This window comes from Pelagibius litoralis (assembly GCF_011683915.1).
GTDB classification, from domain to species: Bacteria; Pseudomonadota; Alphaproteobacteria; order Kiloniellales; family Kiloniellaceae; genus Pelagibius; species Pelagibius litoralis.
Map to the genome: position 1 here is coordinate 149808 of NZ_JAAQPH010000005.1, position 23028 is coordinate 172835.

A 23028-nucleotide genomic window follows, 5' to 3' on the forward strand; every position below is an offset into this window, starting at 1 on the left:
GATCTCAAGAATGCCGTCGTCAGAATCCTTCGATGACGATTTTGCCTTTGGCCTTGCCGGTTTCGATCAGGCGATGGGCCTCGCGCAGATTGGCGGCGTTGATCGGCGAAAGAACCTGGCTGACGGTCGTGCGTATCCGGCCGGCGTCGATCTCGGCCGCCGCCCAGGTCAGCAGCCTGTGCTGTTCGATCATGTCCCGCGTCTGGTGCATGGCGCGGGCGAACATGAACTCCCAATGCAGGCTGGCGGCTTTCATTTTCATACCGTCCATGGGCATCGGCAGATCGGTGTCGTCGATGGTGACGATGCCGCCTTGCGGGCGAACCAGTTCCACAGCCGCCGCCCAGTGGCGCATGTCGTTGAAGATCGCGACGTGGTCGACATGTTGCAGGCCGAGAGCGCGCACCTGCGCGACCATGTCCTCGCGGTGATTGACGACATGGTCGGCGCCCAGTTCCCGGACCCAGGCTTCGGTCTCGGGCCGCGACGCGGTGGCGATCACCACCAGCCCGGCGTGTTTGGCCAGCTGAATGCCGATCGAGCCAACGCCGCCGCCGGCGCCGATGATCAGGATCGACTGCCCCTTGTCCGCCCCGTCCCGGTCGATGCCGAGACGGTCGAAGAACGCCTCGTAGGCCGTGATCGTGGTGAGCGGCAGGGCAGCGGCCTCGGCATGGCTCAGCGATTCCGGCTTGCGGCCGACAATGCGCTCGTCGACGACCTGAAATGCCGAATTGCAGCCGGCGCGGGTGATGTCGCCGGCGTACCAGACCGCGTCGCCCGGCTTGAAAAGCGTCACCGCGTCGCCGACGGCTTCGACGACGCCGCTGGCGTCCCAGCCGATAACACGGGGCGGGTCTTCCACCACCCCCTCCTTGCCCCGGCCGGCGCGCACTTTCGTATCGACCGGATTGACGGCGACGGCTTGCACAGCAATCAGGATGTCGCGGCCAGTGGGTTGCGGCTTGGGCAGATCGACGTCGAGAAATGATTCGGGCGCTTCGATCGGCAGATACTGCGTAAGGGCGACTGCTTTCATCGTAGGTTGTCCTGATCCGTGGGAGTGGGCGCCGTTTCCGCCAGAAACGTCTTGATAGCATGCACGATCTCTTCGGACTTGCCTGCATCAAGCGCATCGGGGTGGGGCGAGGCGAAGCGGCCTGAATCATTGTCGAAGTACTGGCCTGACGCGGCCGCAAATTCGTCTGACAATGCAGCGCGCACAAGGATGTCGGCGCCGATGCGGATATCGTTGCCGGCGACGCCAAAGCCTTCTTTCACCATCTTGCTGGCAAGCATCGACCCGGGGTTTACCGCGATGATGGCCGGGCCCTCCCTAAGCGTCTGGGCCATGTGGCGGGACCATATCGTAATCGCCAGCTTACTCTGGGCATAGGCGGGCATATCGGCCAGCTTGACCCGCCCGGACAAGGCCGCCGGATCGACCGGGGCCTGCGCTGCGGAGGACAGATTGATCACACGCCCGGACTTTCCAAGCAGCGGCAAAAGCCGCTCCGTCAGCAGATAGGGGGCAAACGTATTGACCAAGAAGCGCAGATCGAGCCCGTACGGCGTGACGGGATCAGGCGCCTTGAAGACGCCCGCATTGTTGATCAGCACGTCAAGCGTGCCGTGCTTTTCGCTCACCGCTTTCGCGAGCACACTGACATCGGCCAGGCTCGACAGGTCGGCCAGGTAGCTTTCAACCTGGCCGCCTCCCGCCAGGGCAGAGAGCTCCCTCTCAACGTCTTCCAGTTTCGCCGGATTGCGCCCGTGCAGCAGCAGACTGTGGCCCTGCGAGACCAGCATCCTCGCGGTTTCCAGCCCGATGCCATCGGTAGAGCCGGTAATGAGAATGGTTTTTCCCATGGTATTGTCTTCCTTATCGGCGGGCCGATCCGCGGTACTCAGGGCCCCTCAGGTCAGGTCGTCCTTGCCTTCGATGAGGAAGTGATGGCTGTGCGAGCCGGCGGTCCGCGCCTTGAGATGAGGTAGGTAGGCCGGGTCGTTCATGAAGGCCATAGCGGCTTCCTTCGAGGGCCACTCTATGACGATGCGCAGGGCAGCGTCTTCGCCTTCCCCTTCGAGACGTTCGTGGCTGGCCGTCCGGGCGAGATACCTGCCCCCGTGCCGGGCAACGAGTTCGTTCGCCGGTCCGATGTAGTCCGGAACCCAGTCATCGGTCGTGGGTGTGACGGCTAGAACCGAATAGCAGGTCATCCTTGGCGTTCTCCTGTGTCCGGGTTTGACATCTCCCTTGCCCGGAGTGTCAGCCGACTTTGGTCATTTCGTTCAGCGTGAAGGCTTCGACCGCACCCTCGGTTGCCGCCATGTAGGCGGCGAGATGCGGGGCGTTCATATGGGTTTGCCAAAGCTCCCGGCTCTCCCAGTTTTCGAAGAACAGGAAATGCGCCGGGTTCTCATTGTCCTGGTGCAGGTCATACTGGATGCAGCCGTCCTCGGCGCGCGTGATCACGATGAGCTTTTGCAGCTCCGCCTTGACCAGTTCGACCTTGTCCGCCCTGGCATTGATGTTGGCGACGATTGTCAGGCTTGCCATTGACTGCCTCCTTGTCGTGGTTCAGCCGGTGAGATAGAGATAAAGGGCGAAAGTAGCAAGTACGCACAGTTTTGTGCGGTAGGTACAGATTGTATCCTATGGAGGCTTCATGCGGTTCGAAAGCTATGACTGTTCGCGCGGCTGCCCGGTGGAGGCCGCGCTGGAGCGCATCGGCGGGAAGTGGAAGGGCGTCGCGCTCTATCACCTGCTCGAAGGCACCAAGCGCTACAACGAACTGAAGCGGGATGTCGGGAACGTCACCCAGCGCATGCTGACCAAGCAACTGAGAGAGCTGGAAAGCGACGGCCTGATCGTCCGCAAGGTCTATCCGGTCGTCCCGCCCCACGTCGAATACAGCCTGAGCGAAAAAGGCAGGACATTAGAGCCGATCCTGCTGGCGCTGCGTGACTGGGGCGAGAGCTACGTCTGAACAATCGGGCGGCGGCTTCGGGTCATAAGTGGAGGATCGCAACACCCTCCTTATTGGGGCCTGATACATGGGCGCTGACCAGTTGCTCGGGCCGCCTATTCCGGGTTGTTCGCCAGCATCTCGTCCAATGCCGCCCGCAGTTCCACCAGCCGCGCCGCCGGAATGCGGTAATCGGGAATCAGAAGCCCGTCGCGGTTGTAACGCGCGATTTCGGAGGGGGAAAGTGCTGGCATGATGTTGTCCTGCCTTTTGTCAGGTCAGACAAGCTTGCGATGAAGCGCAACGAGTGTGCAAGACAGATGTTGTATCTGACAGTTGCAAGGCCCACGCATGACACTCGAACTAGGTTGTCAGTTTTTCCTATTTTTCTTCTTTCGTTTCATGCTTTCAGCTCTTTCCTCAGCAAGGGATTTCAAAGCAGTTGGACGAACCTCCTTGAGGAAGTAGGCATCACAGAACAGCTTCATAAAGGAAACCTCTTTCAAAGTCACCGTCGCCGATTCGACGGCTTTCCTCTCGTAGGCGTCGAAGATTTCACGGTATTGCTCACGCTCATCGAACTCAGGAAACATCTGGTCGAGAAATGCCATGAGGCGCGGTGTGATGGGCGTGTCGCGCTGCCAGGCGCCTCTCCCAGCCAACATTTGCTTTAGGCTTTCCATAAAATTACCGAAGGCTTCCTTCTCACATTGCCAATGCACATCGTTCAATGAAAGGAAGGTCAAGCCGCCAATATAGTAGTTGAAAGGCGTATGTTGGTCGCGATCAGCAGGCGCCGGCATCGCGGCGAAGCATTGGCTGACGGTGTAGAGATCGCCTTCCGTGAGGACACGATTCTCGCCCCAATCGATTCTGAGGCTGGGCGATCGCTCAATCGTCACTTCCATTTTCCTCTCCAGATTGTCGATCCGCTCATAATATCGGTCGATCTGCTTAGGCATCCGCCACCACCAGAAGCCCATCGTTCCAATGTTAAGCGCCGTCACGAAGTGTCGGGCGATTCCCCAACCAAGCCACCACACACCCTGTGGCGGGACGCTGTCGGCGAGAGTAATGTCGATGTCGAGCTGATCCTTCTTGCCCGAGACGGCGGACAGCTTGATCCACTCAGTAGACTTGTTCCACGCTGTGAGGGCTTTCGGCCGAATCAAGTGGGATTGAGTGAAGATGCGGACGCGGATGCGCCATTTGTCTTTGCCTGTACCCTTCTTACCCAGACGCGCACGTTTAAGCTCTTCTTCGGCGGCAACACGCCCTTCTCGCTCTGCTTGATCAAACTGCTCTTTCAGCCAGTTAATCCATGCTAGCGCATTTTTCAGCTCTGCTAGCTTGGTGAGCGACGCGTCGGACATAATCATCCGACGCTTCTCCAGGTCGCCGGTAGCTTCGAGAAACCAAGCTTGAAGTTCGATTTCGTCTGCAGTCAAGCGCACGCGTAGCTTCCTGGCCTCAGCCATTTCAAGGCGAACGTCGGCTAGTTCAATCAACGTGTCAGCTTCACGCGCGTCGATAGCTTCTGCTGGGACCGATACACCATCGTCCGTTTGTTCCACGTAAAGCCCAATCAGGCGATTTGCGTGTACTTGTCGGGCGAAAACCTCCATAGATTCAAGCCCTTCCTTGGTTAGCTTGTTGCCGTAGAATTCGGCACCAAAGAAACACCAGAACAGCTTTTTCACGTGGTTCCCCATGTGCTTTTGCATCCACGTCGATGGCACGGGTTCGTGTTCGCTCATGGCTTTAAGTGCAATGAGTTCCCAACGACCGACTTCTTCGAGCGCCAGAGCGGCCAGATGATATGCGATGTTCGGGTGTCCTTCCCCCTGAACGGCGCGAGCAGAATTCAGCAGGTTGCGCGCATGAACTATGCACTCCCGCATCGCTTTACGGTCCTTTGCACCAATTTGAACAGCTCTCTTCTTAGGTGGTTTCTTTGCCGTCTTTCTGACCATGGCTTTTCATGCCTTTGCTGTGTTAGCAACTTAGCGTTCGAGCCTAATTTATCAGGAACTATGGTTTTCGGGGGATCATCAACAACCAGCCGACGATGACTAGCAAGCCAGAGGCGGTACCCGCAATGTGGTCGGCACTGACGTAATGCAGAAGGAATGGTATCGAATCATGAAAGTAACTCAGCTCGAACGGGAGTTGGCTCGCCACGCCTATGAAAACGTCATTGAGCGTTGCGCTCGTTTGAGCGCGTTTTCTGGCAGTGCGCATGTAGATATCAGCTTTGAGGACATCTTGACGCGGCAGAAAACTTTAGCAATTGACGACGTCATTGTTTTGTCGATCAGCGCGCGCCGTTTAATTGCGGTCTGCGGGGTGACGCTAAACGGTGACGAGGCGAGGGTGAGAAAGTGGAAGTTCATATTCCAGAATGATGAGACATTACCAGTCCCTCAAGATGACTTTGTTAGCTTAGGGAGGTTGCTTGGCATCATCATCCATTGTGAAAAGTTGGAGATTATAGATTCAGACCTAATGGCACAGGCGATTTTAAATCCATTTGGCTATGAGAAATTCTCTGAATGGTGCGCCAAACATGCTAGCTCAATAGAGTACTTTAGTCCCAAGATCCTCATTCGATCCGACAAATCTGAATTTATGATCTTTGAGATAGCTGATTTGATTGAGCGTATAGATGAGCTTCTGCTTCCCGAAGTCGTTGAAGCGGCTAAAGGGCATGGTCTGTATTTGGAGGATGATTATAGATTCTAAGTCTTCCGCTGTTTGAGGCCTGTCGCAAGCTCCCTCGCTGAAAGGAGCGCCCTAAAGACTCGTCGCCGATCTTGCCGCCTGATCGTAGAGGCCCGAGAGGGCGCGGAGGAGGTCGGCGGCCTGGCCGATCTGGTCGTTGAGGTCGCCTTCCTGGCTGCCGGAGAAGGCGGCGAAGGAATTCACCAGGCAGGCCTCGCGCACCTCGCGGTACTTCACGCAGACCTCGGCGCCTTCCTTGGTGGTGGCATAGAAAATCTCCTTGCCGCGCTTGTCGCCGGCAACGAGGCCGAGGCGGGTAAGCTTCTTCAGCGCGTAGTTCACCGTGTGGCTGTCCTCGATATTGAGGACGAAGCAGATATCGGACAGGCGCTTGTCGCGCGCCCGGTGGTTCACCGTGTGCACCACCATGACATCGAGAGAGCTTAGTTCCGGCAGGCCCGCCGCCGCCATGCATCTGGTGATCCAGCGTTCGAAGGCGTTGGAGGCGATGTAGAGGCCGTATTCGAAGGCGCTCAGTTCCTCCGCCCGCTCGGAAACCAGATGGGCGGAGGAGACGATGTTGCGGCGCTTCGGTGTCTTTGTGGGCTTTTCCTTGGCCGTGCCGTCGCCGCTCATTCCGCTGCCTCCGCCCGCTCCGCCGCGAGGCCGTAGCCGCCGCCGCCCGGGGTTTCGATGACGAAGACATCGTCGGCCGTCATCTCGGTCTCGTCGCTGCCTTTCAGCAGATCCTCAGACCCATCGGCGCGGATCACCGCGTTGCGGCCGCGCTGGCCCGGCCCGCCGCCGTCGAGGCCGTAGGGGTCGGTGGCGCGGTGCAGCGAGAGGATGGTGGCGGTCATGGGCTCCAGGAAACGCATGCGCCGGATGACGCCGTCGCCGCCCCGGTGCTTGCCGGCCCCGCCGGAACCGTGGCGGATGCGGAAGGCCTCCAGCCTCACCGGGAAGCGCCACTCCAGCACCTCCGGGTCGGTCATCCGGGTGTTGGTCATGTGGGAGTGCACGGCGGAGGTGCCGTCGTGATCCGGCCCGGCGCCGGTGCCGCCGCAGATGGTCTCGTAGTTCTGATACTGATCGTTGCCGTAGACGAAGTTGTTCATGGTGCCCTGGGCCGAGGCCAGCACGCCCAGCGCGCCGTAGAGCGCATCGGTGATGCACTGCGACACCTCGGTGTTGCCGGAGATGACGGCGGCCGGATAGACCGGGCTGATCATGGAGCGCTCGGGGATCTTCAGCTTCAGCGGCTTCAGGCAGCCCTCGTTCAGCGGGATCTCGTCCTCCACCAGGGTGCGGAAGACATAGAGCACCGCCGCCTTGCAGACCGCCGTCGGCGCGTTGTAATTGCCGCGGTCCTGGGGCGAGGTGCCGGTGAAGTCGATGGTCGCCTCGCGCGCGGCCTTATCGACGATGATCTTCACCTGGATCTGGCTGCCGTTGTCCAGCGGATAGGTAAACTCGCCGTCCTTCAGCACATCCAGCACCCGGCGCACCGATTCCTCGGCATTGTCCTGCACATGGCGCATATAGGCCTGCACCACGTCGAAGCCGAAGTGGGCGAGCATCTTGCGCACCTCCTGCACGCCGGTTTCGTTGGCGGCGATCTGGGCACCGAGGTCGGCCATGTTCTGCTGCGGGTTGCGGCAGGGATAGCGCCCGGATTTCAAGAGCGCCAGGGTCTCGGCATCACGCAAAACGCCCTCTTCCACCAGCAGGAAGTTGTCGATGAGAACACCCTCTTCCTCGATCACCGTGGAATCCGGCGGCGCCGAGCCCGGGGTGCGCCCGCCGATATCGGCATGGTGCCCGCGCGAGCCGACGTAGAACAGGATCTCCTTCCCGGCATCGTCGAAGACCGGGGTAATGACCGTCACGTCCGGCAGGTGGGTGCCGCCGTTGTAGGGCGCATTGAGCGCATAGACGTTGCCCGGCTTCATGGTCCCGGCGTTCTCGCGGATCACCGTCTTGATCGACTCGCCCATGGAGCCCAGGTGCACCGGCATGTGCGGCGCGTTGGCGACCAGGTTGCCGACGGGATCGAAGATTGCGCAGGAGAAATCCAGCCGCTCCTTGATGTTCACCGAATAGGCGGTGTTGGAAAGGGTCGCGCCCATCTGCTCGGCGATCGACATGAAGAGGTTGTTGAAGACCTCCAGCATCACCGGATCGGCCTCGGTGCCGACCGCCTCGGTCTTGGGGCGGGCGACGATGCGGACCAGCACCAGATGGCCGCGCGCGGTCATCTCGGCCTGCCAGCCCGGTTCCACCACCGTGGTGCCCGTCGCCTCGATGATCACCGCCGGGCCGTCGACCTTCTGTCCCGGCAGCAGGGCGTCGCGGTCGTAGAGGGGCGTCTCGTGGCTTTCGCCGCCGGAGTACATGGTGACCCGGTCCAGGGGTTCGGCGGGCTTTGCGTCAGCACCGACTACGCGCTCCGGGTCGTCGACCGCCTCGGTCGAGCCGACGGCCTCCACCGAGACCGCCTCGACCACCAGATTGCGGTCCGGTGCGATGAAGCCGAAGCGCTGCTTATGCGCCACCTCGAAGGCCGCCTTCATTTCCGCCAGATCGGCGAAGTCGATCTGCAGCGGGCTGTCGGTGCCCTCGTAGCGCAGCTGCACCTTGCGCACCAGGGCGATGCGCGCGGGGTCGACCCCCTGGGCCAGAACCTCTTCCTTGGCGCCCACCGCCAGTTCGCCGAAAGCCGTTTCGATATCGTCGGTCACGCCCGCGGCAAAGGCGGCTTCGATCTGGCGCTCGCGGATCGCCCGCACATCGGCCAGACCCATGCCGTAGGCCGAGAGCACCCCGGCGAAGGGATGCAGGAACACCCGGGTCATGCCCAGCGCGTCGGCCACCAGACAGGCGTGCTGCCCGCCGGCCCCGCCGAAGCAGTTGAGGGTGTATTCGGTGACGTCGTAGCCGCGCTGCACCGAGATCTTCTTGATCGCGTTGGCCATGTTCTCCACGGCAATGCGCAGGAAGCCCTCGGCCACCGACTCCGGCGAGGTCTGCGGCTTGCCGGTCGCCTGGGCGATCTCTTCGGCCAGGGCAGAGAACTTCTCGCGCACCACCGCGGCGTCCAGGGCTTCGTCGGCCTTGGGGCCGAAAACCCGGGGGAACTGGGCCGGCTGGATCTTGCCCAGCATGACATTGCAATCGGTCACCGCCAGGGGCCCGCCGCGGCGGTAGCAGGCCGGGCCCGGATCGGCGCCGGCGGAATCCGGGCCGACACGATAGCGCGCGCCATCGAAGTGCAGGATGGAGCCGCCGCCGGCGGCCACGGTGTGGATGTGCATCATCGGCGCACGCATGCGCACGCCCGCCACCTGGGTTTCGAAGGTGCGCTCGAACTCCCCGTCATAGTGCGAGACGTCGGTGGAGGTGCCGCCCATGTCGAAGCCGATGAGCTTTTCAAAGCCGCCCATGGCCGCCGTGCGCACCATGCCGACCACGCCGCCGGCAGGACCGGAGAGAATGGCGTCCTTACCCTGGAACAGCCGGGCGTCGGTAAGGCCGCCGTTGGACTGCATGAACATCAGGCGCGGGCCTTTATCGACATCGGCGTCCAACTGCCCGGCGACCTGATCGACATAGCGGCGCAGGATCGGCGAGAGGTAGGCGTCGACCACCGTGGTGTCGCCGCGGCTGACCAGTTTCATCAGCGGGCTGACGCCGTGGCTGGTGGACACCTGGGTGAAGCCGATCTCCGTGGCGATGGCGGCGATGCGGTTCTCGTGATCGGGGTAGCGGTAGCCGTGCATGAAGGCGATGGCGACCGCGCGGATACCGTCGTCGTAGGCCGCCTGCAGGGCCTGGCGCGCCGGCGCCTCCTCCAGCGCCGTGATGGTCTCGCCCTGGGCGGAGACCCGCTCCGTCACCTCGACCACCTGCTCGTAGAGCATTTCCGGCAGCACGATGTGGCGGTCGAAAAGCCGCGGCCGGTTCTGATAGCCGATGCGCAGCAGGTCGCCGAAACCCCCGGTCGTCACGAAGAGGGTACGGTCGCCCTTGCGCTCCAGCAGGGCGTTGGTGGCCACGGTCGTGCCCATCTTCACCGCCTCGACGGCGCCGGGCGGCAGGGCGGCATCCCTGGTGAGGCCCAGCAGCTCGCGAATGCCCTGAACGGCGGCGTCCTTGTACTGCTCCGGATTCTCCGACAGCAGTTTGTGGGTTACCAGACTGCCGTCCGGCTTGCGCGCCACCACGTCGGTGAAGGTGCCCCCCCGGTCGATCCAGAATTGCCAAGCCGCCTGCCTGTTGTCGCCGTCCATCGTAATCCCCGTTTCTTTGGCCCATCGATTTGAAAACGCCAATTTGGCATTTCTATACAGAGACAGTTTATCGATAAAATGTCAACGAATTCTCAGAACGACGTTTCGACTGCATCTTTCTCGCGGCGCAATTTGAGGTGCCCGGTCAGCCAGCCGACCGACAGGCCGACGTTCACCGTGAAAAGAACTAGGCAAGCGAATCCGATCTGCGCGCCGTTCATGAAGTGCTGGCCCTGCACGGCCAGCCAGATGATCGCAACCGCATCGGCCAGTAGAATCGTGGCGCTACAGGCTCTGCCGCAGACCAGGCCGAACTGCGCCTTGAGGATGCAGAAGGCGAGCCAAAGAACCGGGATCATCACCAAGAGTACCAGCAACCAAGTCGGCAACCGCTTTCCTCCGGTTCTGCGCGCCTAGACCTCCAGCGGAATCGTCAGGCCCAGCTTAACGCTGTCCATCACCACCTGGGTGTGGAACTTCCCGATGACGTTGTTGCCGTAGAAAAGACGCCGGGTGAGTTGCTCATAGTGGGCGAGATCCCTGGCGACGACGACCAGGATGAAATCAGCCTCACCGGTGACATAGTAGCACTGCTGGACCTCGGGAATCTTCTGCATATCCCGTTTGAAGCCGTCGACGATGTCGGCGCGGCCGCGGGCGAGATCCACCTGCACGATGAAGGTGGTGCGCCGGCCGACCTTGGCCGGGTCCAGAACCGACACGTCGGCAGCGATGTATCCGGCCTCGCGCAGCCGCTTCATGCGCCGCTGGCAGGCGGTGGCGGAGAGACCGACGGCAGCGGCCAGGGCCTCCGAGGTTTGGCGGTTGTCGCGCTGAAGCTGGTCCAGCAGCGCGACGTCGAATTGATCCAAATCATCCATTTCTGCAGAATATCACCGATTTCTGGATAAATGCGCAGAATTTGGTCTCCTTGTCTGGGAATTCGCCGTCTCCCGGCGTAGCGATTTACTAGGCTACCCCTATGAGAACAGCCAACAAAAGGGGCGCCCCGCCATGACCGACCTTTCCGAAACCCAGCCGTCCGCCTTACCGAGCGCGGTGCTCTACGGCCTGACCGCCGCCTTGATCTGGGGGGCCTGGCCGGTGATCTCCGCGCTCGGCATCCGCCAGAGCCTGGCTGTGGCCGACATAGCGGCGCTGCGCTTTCTGGTCGCCGGCCTGATTCTGCTGCCCCTGGTGATCCGCCACGGGACCGGCGGCCTCGGCTGGGGGCGGGCGCTGTTTCTCAGCCTCGGCGCCGGCGCGCCCTATGTGCTGGTGACCGCCAGCGGGCTGACTTACGCGCCCGCCGGCCAGGGCGGCATCATCGGACCGAGCTGCATGCTGGTCTTCGCGACCCTGGGCGGCTGGCTGCTGCTGGGCGACCGCCCGCCACGCCAACGCCTGATCGGCATGGTCTTGATGCTGACCGGCGTGCTGTTGATCGGCAGCCAGGCCCTTGGGGACTATCAAGGCGAACAGTGGAAGGGCCACCTGCTTTTCGCCACGGGCGGCCTGCTCTGGGCCAGCTACACCGTCGCTCTGCGCGCCTGGGGCGCCGATCCCCTGCAGGCAACGGCGCTGGTCTCGGTTCTTTCACTGCTTATCTACGGGCCGATCTACCTACTCATCGCGGAGCCGCAGCTCTTCGCGGCCCCCTTGGCCGAAGTGGCGGGACAGGCCGTGTTCCAGGGGCTCTTCGCGGCGATCCTGGCGTTGATCTGCTACAGCCGCGCAGTCGCACTGCTGGGCGCCGGGCGCGGCGCGGTCTTCGTCACCCTGGTGCCGGTCGTGGCCGTGCTGCTGGCCTATCCACTGCTGGGCGAGGTGCCGAGCCTGACCGACCTGACCGGCGCAGCGTTTGTCACCGCCGGCATGATCACCGCCCTCGGCCTGCTGCCGCGCAGCCGAGTCTAGGGCGTTTTCGACTTACGTCGAAACGGTCCCAGCCCACTTCCCTCCCGGCCACCCCCAAATGTCCCAGGGGCGATTATCCTGTGGGTGGCCGGGAGGGGAGCGGGCCGGTGCCGTGAAACCCTGAAAGACTCTAGTTCGGGTCGGTTTCGCGCATCGAGGGGCGGGCATCGAAAGCGGCAAACCAGGCGGCAAGGCCGTCGCGCCCGCCGCGCCAGTTGAGGTCGCCATGGCGCAGATCGAGATAACCGAGGGCGCAACCGCAGGCGATATGGCCCATGGTCAGGTCGCCGGGTTGCCCTTGAATGTGGGCCGTCATGTGGTCGAGCCCGCGGAGGATGGCGGCCCGCCAGCGTTCCACCGCCGCCGGGGAGCTTTCGCCGTCGGGCCGCCGGCCCTCCATGGTCACGTTGAAAGCCGCATCGGTCATACCCTGACCCAGGGCCGCGGCAACCAGCACCTTGAAGCGTTCCGGCCCGGCCGCAGGGATCAGCGTCTCGGCGCCGCCCAGACCGTCCAGATACTCGGCGATCACCGGGCTGTCGAAAACCGCCGTGCCGTCGTCGAGGACCAGGGCCGGCACCTTACCGAGGGGATTCTTGCTCTGCAGTTCGGGCGGGTCCTCCATAGGATTGCAAACAACCTCCTCAAGGGCCGCCATCAATCCGCGCTCCCGCGCGACAACCCGGCATTTGCGCGCATAGGGGGACGTGGGGGAGTAGAACAACTGCATGGCGGCCTCCAGAGGGTGATGAACGGCGGCGAGTTTAGAGACTGTTCCCTCTCTTCGCCATGGGATCGCCACAAAGTTGATGAGAATAGGCCTTGCCAAGAAAGCGCCCAGACCCCCAAGTTTTCACTGAAACACAGACCGGCCGATCATGAAGACCCTAGCCCTCAATCTCCGGCGCCTCCTGCTGATCCTCGGCTTCCTGCTGACGGGCCCGGCCCTGGCCACCATGACGGATGAGGTTTCCCTGGACCGGTCCTGGCGCACCACCTCGCCCGCAAGCGCCGGAATCGCCCCGGACCCGGCGACGACGCCGGAGGCCGTGGTCCAGGTCTACGGCGCCCGCACCGTCCGGTGGCGTGGCGCCTTTGCGGTGCACACCTGGATCTCGGTAAAACCCGAGGGCGCCGCGAACTTCACCACCCATGAGGTGATCGGCTGGCGTTTCTGGCAGAGCGGAAATGCCCTGAGACAGCGTCAAGGTTCGCCGGACCGCCCCTGGTTCGGTGCCACGCCCGAGCTTTATGCCGAGCTGCGCGGCGAAGAGGCCGCAACAGCCATCACCCAGATCGAGGCCGCCATCGCCACATATCCCTTCACCGGGGAGTACAAGACCTGGCCGGGGCCGAATTCCAACACCTTCACCGCCAGCATCGCCCGGCAGGTGCCGGCCCTGGCCCTCGACCTGCCGCCGACCGCCGTGGGCAAAGACTATCTCGGCGAGACGCGCTTTCTCGCCAGCGCGCCCAGCGGCACGGGATATCAGCTTTCGCTGTTCGGCCTGCTGGGCGGCACCCTGGCAGTCGAAGAAGGGTTGGAAATAAACATCCTGGGCCTCAGCTTCGGTATCGACCCGCTCGACCTGGCGATCAAGCTGCCCGGGCTGGGGCGAATTGCCGCTACCGCGGGTTAGGGGCCCCTGCAGGCCGCTGATTGCTTGACGCGGCCCGGCCCGGCCCGTCATGCTAAGCCCTTAACCCGCATGAAGCTTCATTACATCGCAGCGAAACCATGAGCATTTGGGGCAAGATTCTCGGAGGCGCCGCAGGCTTTGCCCTGGGCGGCCCGCTGGGCGCACTGATCGGCGCCGTGGCGGGGCATGCCGTCGACAAGATGAGCGGCGGCCCCGCCGCTGCGGAAGCCGCCGATGCCACCAAGCAGATCGCCTTTACCATCGGCGTGATCGTGCTGGGCGCCAAGCTGGCCAAGGCCGACGGCAAGGTCACCCGCGACGAGGTCGATGCCTTCAAGCAGGTCTTCCGTATTCCCCCGCACGAGATGAAGAACGTCGGCCGGGTGTTCGATCAGGCGCGCAAGAACGCCGGCGGTTTCGAGCCCTATGCAAAACAGCTCGGGCGCATGTTTGCCGACAACCCGGCGGTGCTGGAAGAGCTTCTGGGCGGCCTGTTCCACATCGCCCGCGCTGACGGAGAAGTCAGCAACGACGAGGTCGAATATCTGGAAAGCCTCGCGGTGATCTTCGGCTTCGACGCCCAGTGCTGGGACCGTATCCGCGCCGCCAACGTCGCGGCGGGCGCAGGCGACCCCTTTCGCATTCTGGGCGTCAGCCGCGACGCCGACGATGCCGTCATCAAGGCGGCGCACCGCAAGCTGGTGGTGGAAAACCATCCCGACCGGCTGGTCGCCCAGGGCATGCCGCCGGAGTTCGTCGAGATGGCGAACGAGAAAGTCGCGACCATCAACGCTGCTTACGACGAGATCCGCAAGCTGCGCGGTCTGCGCTGACCGTGGCCGCCGATCCACCGCTGATCGCGCTGAACGGCGCGCGCCTGGCCTTTGGCGGCGGGCCGCTCTTCGAGGGACTGTCGCTGACCCTGTCGAAGGGTGAGCGGGCCTGCCTGGTCGGCCGCAACGGCAGCGGCAAGTCGAGCCTTCTGAAAATCATCGCCGGCCTGCAGGATCTCGACGCCGGACAACGCTTCCTGCAGCCCGGCGCCAGCGTCTCCTACCTGCCCCAGGACCCGGATTTCTCCGGCGGCGGCAATATCGCCGACTATGTCGCCAAAGATCCGACGGGCGGTCCCGATGCCCCGCGCCATGCCGTCGATGCGGCGCTGCTGCGCCTCAGCCTGGACGGCGAACGCAGCCTGGAGGGCCTCTCCGGCGGTGAAAGCCGCCGCGTCGCCCTGGCGCGCTGCCTGGTCTCCGAGCCTGCGATCCTGCTGCTGGACGAGCCGACCAACCATCTGGACCTGCCGACCATCGCCTGGCTGGAAGGGGAGTTGCAGCGCTTTCGCGGCGCACTCCTGGTCATCAGCCATGACCGGACCTTTCTGGGCAACCTGACCAACACCACCTTGTGGCTGGATCGAGGCAAGCTGCACCGGCTGGATAAATCATTCTCCGCCTTCGATGCCTGGGCCGAAACCCTGCGCCAGCAGGAGGCCGAAGCCCAGCACAAGCTGGAACGCCAGATCGTGCGCGAAGAGCGCTGGCTGCAGCGTGGCGTGACCGCCCGGCGCAAACGCAACCAGGGCCGCCTCACCCGCCTGCACGGCTTGCGCGCCGAACGCGCCGAGTGGCTGCGCCAGGTCGGCAGCGCCAAGCTGGATACCGCCAGCAGCGGGCGCAGCGGCAACCTGGTGATCGAGGCGGAAGGGATCAACAAGGCCTTCCAGACCGAGCATGGCCCCCTGCCGATCCTGACGGATTTCTCGACCCGCATCCGGCGCGGCGACCGCCTGGGGGTCATCGGCCCCAACGGCGTCGGCAAATCGACCCTGGTGAAGATCCTGATGGGGCAGATGGCGCCCGACAGCGGCAAGCTGCGCCTCGGCAGCCAAGTGGAGCCTGTATACTTCGACCAGCGGCGCGAGAGCCTGGACCCGGAAGCCACGCTCTGGCAAAGCCTGATCCCAGACGGCGGCGATACGCTGCTGGTGCGCGGACGCCAACGCCATGTCGTATCCTATCTGAAGGACTTTCTGTTCGACGAGAACCAGGCCCGCCAACCGGTAAAGGCGCTCTCCGGCGGTGAGAAAGCGCGGCTGCTCCTGGCCCGGCTTTTCGCCAAGCCGAGCAATCTGCTGCTGCTCGACGAACCGACCAACGATCTGGACATGGAAACCCTCGACCTTCTCCAGGAAGTCCTGGACGACTACGAAGGCACCCTGATCCTGGTCAGCCACGACCGTGACTTTCTGGACCGGCTGGTGACGGCAGTGATCGCCATGGAGGGCGAGGGAAAGACCCTGGAGGTTCCCGGCGGCTACAGCGAATACATGCAGTACCACCAGACCAGAAACCGCCAGGCACGGGACGAGGCCCGCCTGGAAAAGCGACAACCGGCGGCCAAAGCGGCGACAGCGGACAAAGCGCGCAGCCGGAACAAGCTGAGCTACAAGGACCAGCGCGAACTCGACGCGCTGCCCGGCAGGATCGAGGAACTGACCGCCATGTTGGCCAAACTGGAAGGCCAGCTGGCCGACCCGGAGCTGTTCACCCGCGACCCTGCCGGCTTTGCCCGTGTTACCGACGCCCTGGCAAAGTCGCGCAGCGAGTTGTCGGCGGCGGAAGAGCGCTGGCTGGCGCTGGAATCGGCGCGTGAGGAACTCGCCGAGTGAGCGTCCAAACGCCCGTCGCGGAGGTTAGCCTGCGGCCTTTCGACATCCTCATCATTGTCGGCATCATGGCGATCTGGGGCCTGAACTTCGCCGTCGCCAAGATCGGCCTCACACAACTGCCGCCGCTGATCTTCATGACCCTGCGGTTCCTCCTGGTCGCCGCCCTGCTGCTGCCCTTCGCCAAGCTGCCGCGCGGCCAGTGGCTGCCGCTCTTCGGCATCTCCTTCACGCTGGGCATCCTGCACTTTTCCTTCATGTTTACCGGGCTCATCACCTTGGATGCGGCGACGGCGGCCATCGCCATCCAGCTGCAGGTGCCTTTTGCCGCGCTGCTCGCCGCCTTTTTCTTCAACGACAAGCTCGGCTGGCGGCGCGGCTTCGCCATGCTGCTGGCTTTCGCCGGGGTCGCGGTGATCGCCGGGGAGCCGCGCCTCGACGGCCAGTATACCGCCCTTGGTTTCGTTATCTTCGCTGCCTGCATGTGGTCCGTCGCCAACGTGCAGATCAAGCGGTTGGGGCAGATCGATGGCTTTACCCTCAACGCCTGGATCAGCGTCTTCGCCATGCCGCAGCTCGCCCTTGCCTCCCTGCTGCTCGAGGACGGTCAGTGGGCGGCGCTGCAGCAGGCAAATTTCTGGGCTTACTTCGCCATCGTCTATCAGGCGGTGGCGGTGGTGGTGATCGGCTACGGCGCCTGGTACTGGATGCTGCGCCGCTATCAGATGAACCAGATCATGCCCGCGATGCTGCTGATCCCCGTCTTCGGCGTGCTGTCTGGCATCGTCTTCCTGGGCGAGACGCTGACCGCGAACCTGGTGATCGGCGGCCTGTTGACCGTCGGCGGGGTGGGCATCATCATCCTGCGCCGCCCCAAGGCAACGGCGCCGGAGGCCGGGCGGGTTTAGGCGCCCCTCCGCCGCAACCGACGACAAGGAGCTTCAGCCCTTTATGCTCGCAAGCAAGTCCGTCTTGATCCCCATCGATGTTCAAGCCGCCTTTGACGATCCGGCCTGGGGCCGGCGCAACAACCCGGATATGGAACACCATGCGCTCGCCCTGCTGAACGCCTGGCGGCAGGCAGGCCGGCCGGTGATCAACGTGAAGCACAACTCGGTCGAACCCGCCTCGACCCTCAGGCCGGGTCAAGCGGGCAACGACTTCAAGCCCGGCTTCGAACCACAAGGCGGCGAAGCACTGATCGAAAAGACCGTAAACGCCGCCTTCATAGGCACCAGCCTGGAAAAAGATCTGCGCCGGAAGGGGATCGAGCAAATCGTCCTCTTCGGACTGACGACCGATCAATGCGTTTCCACCACGGCGCGCGTCGGCGCCAACCTGGGCTTTGACGTCGTCGTTGTTGCCGATGCCTGCGCCGCTTTCGACCAGCTGGCGCCGGACGGATCACCGGTCACGGCGGAGGTGTTGCATCTGGCCCACCTGACCACCCTCAATACCGAGTTCGGCCAGGTTGTGAACAGTGCTGCGGTGATTGCTGCCCTGGGTTAGTCTCCGGTTCCTAAGAACCAGGATATACCCATGACCGGTCTGCCAGTTCACGAACGCCCCTCGCCCAACCACGATGCCCGCCCCGCCGGGCAAACGGTGGATATCCTGCTGCTGCATTACACCGGCATGGAAAGCGGAGAAGCCGCGCTTGAGCGGATGTGCGACCCGACGGCCAAGGTGAGCGCCCACTACTGCGTCGAAGAGGACGGACGGGTCTTCCAGCTCGTCGGCGAGGACCGCCGCGCCTGGCATGCCGGTCATGCCCGCTGGCAGGGAGCCGACGATATCAATGCCCGCTCCATCGGGATCGAGATCGTCAATCCGGGCCACGAGTTCGGCTATCGCCCCTTCCCGGCCGCGCAGATGGCCTCGGTTACCGCCCTGGCGCAGGACATTCTGGAGCGCCATCCGATCCCGGCCGAGCGGGTGCTCGGCCACGCCGACGTCGCGCCGCTGCGCAAGGAAGATCCGGGCGAACTCTTCGACTGGCCCGGTTTGGCGGCAGCAGGTGTCGGCCTCTGGCCCGCCTATGACGTGTCCGGAGACAGCGTCACCGGCGACGGCGTCACGGCAGCCCTGACCACCCTCGGCTACGGTTTTGTCGACGAAGACCCGGCCGCGGTGATCCGCGCTTTCCAGCGCCGCTACCGCCCGGCGGCGGTCACCGGCGAAGCCGACGCGGAAACCCGCAAGCGTCTGGCCGCGGTGCTCAGGATCACGGCCGCGGCTGGATAGCCCGCCGCTTTCTCACGACACCTGAATCTGGGTGTTGGCGTCATTCACCAGATCGGTGATCGAGTCGACATTGCCGTTGCCCGCCCCGGCGAGAGTCACCGATGACCCATTGTCGAAGGCAACGGTAACGTCGCCACCGGAGCCGCCATCGGTCACCGAGCTTATCGCCGCCGTGAGATCGTTCAGATCGATGTCGGAATCGGAATCCGAATCGACAAGATCGCTGAACGACAGCACATCGGCCCATTTCTGAAAATCGGTGATCCGATCGTCGCCGTCGCCGCCCGCCTGGTCCATCTTGCGGAAGTGGAAGGTGTCCCGGCCGCTGCCGCCGGACAGGCTGTCGTTGCCATCCCGGCCGGCCAGGCGGTCGTTGCCGTGACCGCCTGCAAGGACGTTATCGCCGGCATCGCCGCTCAGCGTGTCATTGCCTTTCCCACCGATGACATTCTCGATGGAGACAAGGGTCTCGGTAACGGCGCTGTTGGCGGCGGTGCCGGCCGTGAGATTGATTTTCCAGTCGACCTGATCATAACAGAAGTCGGCGGTGTCGGTCCCCTCTCCGCCGTCGAAGAAGTCGAGGCCGGCGTTGCCCATCAGAACGTCATCACCGGCCTGGCCCAGCAAGCGGTCGTTGCCCGCCTTGCCATGCAGAACATCGTCACCGGCGCCGCCGCCAAGCCTGTCGGCTTCGACGGTGCCCATGATGGTGTCGTTGCCCGACAGGTCCCTCACCGGCGGCTGCGCGACACCATCGAGCGAGTAGGCACGGACGTAGTCGACCTTCATCTGACCCAGCGTTGCCTGGTCGGCGGCGGGCGCGCCGGCGATTCCACCGACCGCCAGATTGAACACCATGTACATCGGATCGTGCATATCCGACGGTGTATCGGTACGGCCGACTTCGATGCCGTCGTAGTACCAGACGATATCTTCCGCATCCCAGCGCACGCCGTAGGTGTGGAAACCACCGTCGTCGGTCACCTTGGCCACTCTGTCATCGATGACGTGGGTTCCGGTCTCGATGCTGTGCGCGGTCAGGATCAAGTCCTCGGGGTTCTGGCCGCGCAGCTCGACGACGTCGAGCTCGGGCGGCCAGCTGCCGTCGGCCGGCAACATCCAGAACGACGGCCAGAGGCCTTGGCTGTCCGGCATGTCGGCCCGGATTTCGAAGTAGCCATAGGTCTGCGCAAAGGACTCGTAGCTGGTCAGCATGCCCGAGGTGTAGTCGTAACCGTTGATTTCGGCCTGCGTGCCCGCCGAGGCCTGCGCCGCCTTGATGGTGAGCACGCCGTTGTTGACGCTGAAGGGGTTCACGTCGCTTGTCGGGCCATAGTCGTGATCGATGTACCACTGCAGCTCGTTGTTGCCGTCGAGGGTCGACCCATTATCCGCGCCCCACCAATAGTTCGAATCCCAGGTGCCGTTCTGGCCGTCCCAGAGATCGAGACTGTCGAAATCGTCCTCGAAGGAAAGCGTCATCTCCGAGAGGTCGAGGCCCAGTTGGAACTGATCGGCGCTTAACTGATCGACGCTGGTGTCGGCAAGCACCAGGACTTCGCCGTCGCCGAGATTGAGCTGCAGGTCGTCTCCGTTTTGCGTCGCTTTGGCCCGGACATCACTGAAGGAGCTAAGGCCGTAGCCGGTCAGGCGAAGCAGGTCGTCGCTACCGAAATCAAGGATCAGGTCGCTGCCGTTGCCCTGGGTCACGACGAAGATATCAGAGTCCGCGCCGCCCTTCAGGACATCGTCGCCGGCGAAACCGTCAAGCGTCTGCTGCCCGGCGGCGCCGCTGATGATGTTGTCCGCCGCATTGCCGAAGGCGGAGCGCCCATCGCCGGTAACAACGAGGTTTTCGATGTTTTCCGGCAGGCGGTAGCTCATCCAGGTCCTGACGGTATCGACGCCGTTGCCGGCGGATTCAAAGGCCCGGTTTATGCCGGAGTAGAGATGATAGACATCGTCACCGGCGCCGCCGTACATGGAAACGTCAACGACCGATTCTCCCCAGAGGGCATCGTTGTCGGCGCTACCGCGCAATTGGGGCGTGGCGTCGGTTGCGGTGAAGTTGTTGACGGCGGCTGCGCTATAGGAGAGATCGATACCGCGGGCATTCGTAACAGTGCTCATGAAAAACCAATACTCCCTGGTTCATGTGTTGCGTTGCGCCTTCCCCGTCATTCCTGCCCTGATTTTTTCGCGCCCTGTCTCACCGGCAGCTCTCTCGGCGGGTGGCGGACCGCATTTCGTTTCGCCCGCTGTTCTGCCTTCTGCGACCCGCGCCAGCAACCCATGGTCGTCACTTGACCCATCTTTCCCCTAGTTGTTACCGACTCCTTAACACCGCCCTCTAAAGGTCACAGACTGTGGCACCCGGAAGGACTCCCAGGCGGCAAACCGCTGTTTATGGGAAAAGAAGGGGACGCCGCCCGGTCAGGGGCGGCGAACCCGGATTTACGATACGAAAATCTGCGAGTCGGCGTCTCTCACCAGATCGGTGATCGAGTCCATCTGCCCGTTGCCGAGGCCGGCGAAAGTCAGTGACGCGCCGTTGCCGAACGCCACCACGACGTCACCGCCCGCGCCGGCATCGGAGACCGAGGCCACGCTGCCCAGCAGGTCATCCAGATCGATATCCCCGTCTTGATCAGAATCGATCAGATCGCGGAACGCCAGCTTGTCTGAGGCTTTGTGAAAATCGGTGATCCGGTCATGACCGTCGCCGCCATCCTGGTTCAATTTTCTGAAGATGAAGATGTCGCCCCCGGAACCGCCGCTGAGGGTATCGTCACCCTCATGCCCGATCAGCCGGTCGCGGCCGTGTCCGCTCCGCAGAACGTTGTCACCGGCATCGCCGGCGAGGGTGTCTTTGCCGTAGCTGCTTACGGCATTCTCGATGGACACCAGGGTCTCGGTATGGGAACCCGCCCTGGCCGTACCCTCGGCCAGATCGATCCTCAGGTTTGCCGAGGTCGGATGATACTCGACCGTGTCGTTGCCGTTGCCGCCGTCGATGGTGTCGGTCCCGCCGTTGCCGCGCAGGACATCGTTGCCGTCCTGGCCGAACAGGCGGTCGTCACCGCCCTTGCCTTCGATCAGGTCGTCGCCGGCCCCGCCGAACAGCCTATCCGCCTCCGCCGTCCCGACGATGGTGTCGTTGCCGGGCGTACCCGGGCCGTCGGGCCGCATAACATCGTCCAGGCTGTAGGCCCTGATATAGTCGACCTTCATATCGCTCAGGATCGCCTGTCCCGCATCCGGCTGGCCGGCAATGCCGCCGACCGCAAGGTTGACGATCAGGTACATGTCTTCGTGCATGTCATCGGGCGTCGCGGTACGGCCGACCTCCGTCCCGTCGTAATACCAGACGATCTCCTCCGGCCCCCAAAGCACGCCGTAGTCGTGAAAACCGCCGACATCGGCGACATGGGCAACCCGGCCGTCGATGGTATGGTCGCCGGTCGCTTCGCTGTGGGCGGTCAGAATCAGGTCGTGGGGGTTCTGTCCGCGCAGTTCGATGACGTCCAGTTCGGGCGGCCAGCCGCCGTCGGCCGGCAACAGCCAGAACGTCGGCCAGAGCCCCTGCGCCTCGGGCATATCCGCGCGGATCTCGAAATAACCGTAGGTCTGGGCGAAGGTCTCATAGCTGGTCAGCATGCCGGAGGTGTATTCGAAGCCGTCGATCTGCGGCTGAATGGCGGGCGCCGCCTCGGCCGCGGTGATGGTCAGGACCCCGTCTTCGATGCTGAAAGGATTGACGCCCGCGGTCGGCGCGTAGTCGTGATCGATGTACCACTGCAGCTCGTTGTTGTTGGGCAGCGTGCTGCCGTTGGGCGCGCCCCACCAGTAGTTCGTGTCCCAGGTGCCGTTCTGGCCGTTCCAAAGATCGAGGCTGTCGAAGCCGTCCTCGAAAGTCGGCACCAGCCCCGCAAGGTCCAAACCAAGCTGAAACTGACCGGCATCCAGATCGCCGGCGGTGGTGTCGGCAAGAACCAGGATCTCACCGCCGCCAAGGTCGAAGTGCAGATCCGTGCCCGACTGGCTGCTTCGCGCCATCAGCGCATCGAAGGAAAAGATGTCGTAGCCGGTGAGCCGCAGAACGTCGTCGGCGCTGAAATCGACGATCAGGTCGCTGCCGTTTCCCTGGGTCACGGCGAAGATGTCCGCGCCGCCATTGCCTTTCAGAACGTCGTCGCCGCCCCGTCCGTCGAGGGTCTGCCGCCCGGCGCCACCGGTGATGATGTTGTCGGTTTCGTTGCCGAAGGCATAACGGCCGCTGCCGGTCACCGTGAGGTTCTCGATTTCAGCGGAAAGTTGGTAGCTCATCCAGGTCTTGACGGTGTCGGTTCCCTGGTCGGCGGACTCAAAGGCCCGGTTCCTGCCTGAATAGAGATGATAGATGTCATCGCCGGCGCCGCCGTACAGGGAAACCTGCAGGGCGGAGTCGCCCCAGAGACTGTCGTGGGTGGCGCTGCCGTGGAGTTCTGGCGTGCCGGCGCTCGCCGTGTGGTGGTTCACGCTGGAAGCGCTATAGAAAAGGGATTTGCCTTTGGCATTCAGGATGGTGCTCATCGATTCTC

The 23028-nt window shown here is 63.3% G+C and carries 22 protein-coding genes; 9 read left to right on the forward strand and 13 right to left on the reverse strand.

The window, feature by feature from the left end; genetic code table 11:
- Positions 1-19 precede the first annotated feature (19 nt).
- From HBA54_RS08320 to HBA54_RS08335, 4 genes are read right to left on the reverse strand one after another with little or no spacing between them, the layout of a single operon-like run.
- Positions 20-1039, reverse strand: coding sequence for a zinc-binding alcohol dehydrogenase family protein (locus HBA54_RS08320; protein ID WP_167223346.1), 1020 nt, complete (start codon positions 1037-1039; stop codon positions 20-22).
- Positions 1036-1869 carry an SDR family NAD(P)-dependent oxidoreductase gene (locus HBA54_RS08325; RefSeq protein ID WP_167223348.1) on the reverse strand — a complete coding sequence of 278 codons (834 nt, stop codon included), beginning with the start codon at positions 1867-1869 and terminating at the stop codon, positions 1036-1038. The genes HBA54_RS08320 and HBA54_RS08325 overlap by 4 nt, the downstream gene beginning before the upstream one ends.
- A gap of 48 nt (positions 1870-1917) precedes the next feature.
- Positions 1918-2220: a DUF1330 domain-containing protein gene (locus HBA54_RS08330; RefSeq protein ID WP_167223350.1), complete on the reverse strand. Its 303-nt coding sequence runs from the start codon at positions 2218-2220 to the stop codon at positions 1918-1920.
- Between the two features lie 49 nt (positions 2221-2269).
- Positions 2270-2560 carry a putative quinol monooxygenase gene (locus tag HBA54_RS08335; RefSeq protein WP_167223351.1) on the reverse strand — a complete coding sequence of 97 codons (291 nt, stop codon included), beginning with the start codon at positions 2558-2560 and terminating at the stop codon, positions 2270-2272.
- A 109-nt stretch (positions 2561-2669) separates the two neighbouring features.
- Here HBA54_RS08335 and HBA54_RS08340 point away from each other — a divergent pair, with 109 nt between their 5' ends.
- Positions 2670-2990, forward strand: a complete 321-nt coding sequence (locus HBA54_RS08340) for a winged helix-turn-helix transcriptional regulator (protein WP_167223353.1) — start codon at positions 2670-2672, stop codon at positions 2988-2990.
- Positions 2991-3085: 95 nt separating this feature from the next.
- On the opposite strand, the gene HBA54_RS08345 is transcribed toward HBA54_RS08340, so the two are convergent.
- Entirely contained in the window at positions 3086-3223 is a 138-nt protein-coding gene (locus HBA54_RS08345; protein WP_167223355.1) for a hypothetical protein, read from the reverse strand.
- A 117-nt stretch (positions 3224-3340) separates the two neighbouring features.
- A complete protein-coding gene (locus HBA54_RS08350; RefSeq protein ID WP_167223357.1) occupies positions 3341-4942 on the reverse strand; it encodes an AbiV family abortive infection protein in 1602 nt (533 codons plus the stop codon).
- A 169-nt stretch (positions 4943-5111) separates the two neighbouring features.
- Here HBA54_RS08350 and HBA54_RS08355 point away from each other — a divergent pair, with 169 nt between their 5' ends.
- Complete coding sequence (locus HBA54_RS08355) at positions 5112-5711, forward strand: hypothetical protein (protein WP_167223359.1); 600 nt, start codon at positions 5112-5114, stop codon at positions 5709-5711.
- Positions 5712-5762: 51 nt separating this feature from the next.
- Here the strand turns inward: HBA54_RS08355 and HBA54_RS08360 are convergent, their stop codons facing one another.
- From HBA54_RS08360 to HBA54_RS08375, 4 genes are all read right to left on the reverse strand, one after another.
- Positions 5763-6326 (reverse strand): winged helix DNA-binding protein, encoded by a 564-nt coding sequence (locus HBA54_RS08360; protein ID WP_167223361.1) that lies wholly within the window; start codon positions 6324-6326, stop codon positions 5763-5765.
- On the reverse strand, positions 6323-9979 hold the full coding sequence (locus tag HBA54_RS08365) for a hydantoinase B/oxoprolinase family protein (RefSeq protein ID WP_167223363.1): 3657 nt from the start codon (positions 9977-9979) through the stop codon (positions 6323-6325). Before HBA54_RS08365 ends, HBA54_RS08360 begins: the two co-directional genes overlap by 4 nt.
- A 92-nt stretch (positions 9980-10071) precedes the next feature.
- Positions 10072-10368, reverse strand: coding sequence for a hypothetical protein (locus HBA54_RS08370; RefSeq protein ID WP_167223365.1), 297 nt, complete (start codon positions 10366-10368; stop codon positions 10072-10074).
- Positions 10369-10392: 24 nt separating this feature from the next.
- The gene (locus tag HBA54_RS08375) at positions 10393-10860 is read right to left on the reverse strand and encodes an Lrp/AsnC family transcriptional regulator (protein ID WP_167223367.1); all 468 of its coding nucleotides are present in this window, start codon (positions 10858-10860) and stop codon (positions 10393-10395) included.
- Positions 10861-10993: 133 nt separating this feature from the next.
- On the opposite strand from HBA54_RS08375, the gene HBA54_RS08380 reads away from it, so the two are divergent.
- Positions 10994-11896, forward strand: coding sequence for a DMT family transporter (locus HBA54_RS08380; protein WP_167223369.1), 903 nt, complete (start codon positions 10994-10996; stop codon positions 11894-11896).
- Between the two features lie 130 nt (positions 11897-12026).
- On the opposite strand, the gene HBA54_RS08385 is transcribed toward HBA54_RS08380, so the two are convergent.
- On the reverse strand, positions 12027-12626 hold the full coding sequence (locus HBA54_RS08385; protein ID WP_167223371.1) for a glutathione S-transferase family protein: 600 nt from the start codon (positions 12624-12626) through the stop codon (positions 12027-12029).
- 148 nt (positions 12627-12774) lie between these two features.
- Between HBA54_RS08385 and HBA54_RS08390 the strand changes: the two genes are divergently transcribed.
- The 6 genes from HBA54_RS08390 to HBA54_RS08415 all read left to right on the forward strand — a co-directional run bounded on the left by HBA54_RS08390 (position 12775) and on the right by HBA54_RS08415 (position 18448).
- The gene (locus HBA54_RS08390; RefSeq protein WP_167223373.1) at positions 12775-13536 is read left to right on the forward strand and encodes a DUF3750 domain-containing protein; all 762 of its coding nucleotides are present in this window, start codon (positions 12775-12777) and stop codon (positions 13534-13536) included.
- Positions 13537-13634: 98 nt separating this feature from the next.
- Positions 13635-14369 carry a TerB family tellurite resistance protein gene (locus tag HBA54_RS08395; protein ID WP_167223375.1) on the forward strand — a complete coding sequence of 245 codons (735 nt, stop codon included), beginning with the start codon at positions 13635-13637 and terminating at the stop codon, positions 14367-14369.
- Between the two features lie 2 nt (positions 14370-14371).
- Positions 14372-16207 (forward strand): ATP-binding cassette domain-containing protein, encoded by a 1836-nt coding sequence (locus HBA54_RS08400; RefSeq protein WP_167223377.1) that lies wholly within the window; start codon positions 14372-14374, stop codon positions 16205-16207.
- The gene (locus tag HBA54_RS08405) at positions 16204-17112 is read left to right on the forward strand and encodes a DMT family transporter (RefSeq protein WP_322095995.1); all 909 of its coding nucleotides are present in this window, start codon (positions 16204-16206) and stop codon (positions 17110-17112) included. The genes HBA54_RS08400 and HBA54_RS08405 overlap by 4 nt, the downstream gene beginning before the upstream one ends.
- 43 nt (positions 17113-17155) lie before the next feature.
- Complete coding sequence (locus HBA54_RS08410) at positions 17156-17713, forward strand: isochorismatase family protein (RefSeq protein ID WP_167223379.1); 558 nt, start codon at positions 17156-17158, stop codon at positions 17711-17713.
- A 30-nt stretch (positions 17714-17743) separates the two neighbouring features.
- A complete protein-coding gene (locus HBA54_RS08415; RefSeq protein ID WP_167223381.1) occupies positions 17744-18448 on the forward strand; it encodes an N-acetylmuramoyl-L-alanine amidase in 705 nt (234 codons plus the stop codon).
- 12 nt (positions 18449-18460) lie between these two features.
- On the opposite strand, the gene eglC (HBA54_RS08420) is transcribed toward HBA54_RS08415, so the two are convergent.
- Positions 18461-20578, reverse strand: a complete 2118-nt coding sequence (eglC, locus tag HBA54_RS08420; RefSeq protein ID WP_167223383.1) for an endo-1,3-1,4-beta-glycanase EglC — start codon at positions 20576-20578, stop codon at positions 18461-18463.
- A 324-nt stretch (positions 20579-20902) separates the two neighbouring features.
- Positions 20903-23020 carry an endo-1,3-1,4-beta-glycanase EglC gene (gene eglC, locus HBA54_RS08425; protein ID WP_167223385.1) on the reverse strand — a complete coding sequence of 706 codons (2118 nt, stop codon included), beginning with the start codon at positions 23018-23020 and terminating at the stop codon, positions 20903-20905.
- Positions 23021-23028: the final 8 nt, after the last annotated feature.

Coding starts and splice junctions, on each gene's coding strand:
- HBA54_RS08410 (WP_167223379.1), top strand. CDS start 17,156: ATGCTCGCAAGCAAGTCCGTCTTGATCCCCATCGATGTTCAAGCCGCC.
- HBA54_RS08345 (WP_167223355.1), bottom strand. CDS start 3,223: ATGCCAGCACTTTCCCCCTCCGAAATCGCGCGTTACAACCGCGACGGG.
- HBA54_RS08360 (WP_167223361.1), bottom strand. CDS start 6,326: ATGAGCGGCGACGGCACGGCCAAGGAAAAGCCCACAAAGACACCGAAG.
- HBA54_RS08390 (WP_167223373.1), top strand. CDS start 12,775: ATGAAGACCCTAGCCCTCAATCTCCGGCGCCTCCTGCTGATCCTCGGC.
- HBA54_RS08375 (WP_167223367.1), bottom strand. CDS start 10,860: ATGGATGATTTGGATCAATTCGACGTCGCGCTGCTGGACCAGCTTCAG.
- HBA54_RS08395 (WP_167223375.1), top strand. CDS start 13,635: ATGAGCATTTGGGGCAAGATTCTCGGAGGCGCCGCAGGCTTTGCCCTG.
- HBA54_RS08340 (WP_167223353.1), top strand. CDS start 2,670: ATGCGGTTCGAAAGCTATGACTGTTCGCGCGGCTGCCCGGTGGAGGCC.
- HBA54_RS08335 (WP_167223351.1), bottom strand. CDS start 2,560: ATGGCAAGCCTGACAATCGTCGCCAACATCAATGCCAGGGCGGACAAG.
- HBA54_RS08355 (WP_167223359.1), top strand. CDS start 5,112: ATGAAAGTAACTCAGCTCGAACGGGAGTTGGCTCGCCACGCCTATGAA.
- eglC (WP_167223385.1), bottom strand. CDS start 23,020: ATGAGCACCATCCTGAATGCCAAAGGCAAATCCCTTTTCTATAGCGCT.
- HBA54_RS08385 (WP_167223371.1), bottom strand. CDS start 12,626: ATGCAGTTGTTCTACTCCCCCACGTCCCCCTATGCGCGCAAATGCCGG.
- HBA54_RS08415 (WP_167223381.1), top strand. CDS start 17,744: ATGACCGGTCTGCCAGTTCACGAACGCCCCTCGCCCAACCACGATGCC.
- HBA54_RS08365 (WP_167223363.1), bottom strand. CDS start 9,979: ATGGACGGCGACAACAGGCAGGCGGCTTGGCAATTCTGGATCGACCGG.
- HBA54_RS08380 (WP_167223369.1), top strand. CDS start 10,994: ATGACCGACCTTTCCGAAACCCAGCCGTCCGCCTTACCGAGCGCGGTG.
- eglC (WP_167223383.1), bottom strand. CDS start 20,578: ATGAGCACTGTTACGAATGCCCGCGGTATCGATCTCTCCTATAGCGCA.
- HBA54_RS08320 (WP_167223346.1), bottom strand. CDS start 1,039: ATGAAAGCAGTCGCCCTTACGCAGTATCTGCCGATCGAAGCGCCCGAA.
- HBA54_RS08330 (WP_167223350.1), bottom strand. CDS start 2,220: ATGACCTGCTATTCGGTTCTAGCCGTCACACCCACGACCGATGACTGG.
- HBA54_RS08325 (WP_167223348.1), bottom strand. CDS start 1,869: ATGGGAAAAACCATTCTCATTACCGGCTCTACCGATGGCATCGGGCTG.
- HBA54_RS08350 (WP_167223357.1), bottom strand. CDS start 4,942: ATGGTCAGAAAGACGGCAAAGAAACCACCTAAGAAGAGAGCTGTTCAA.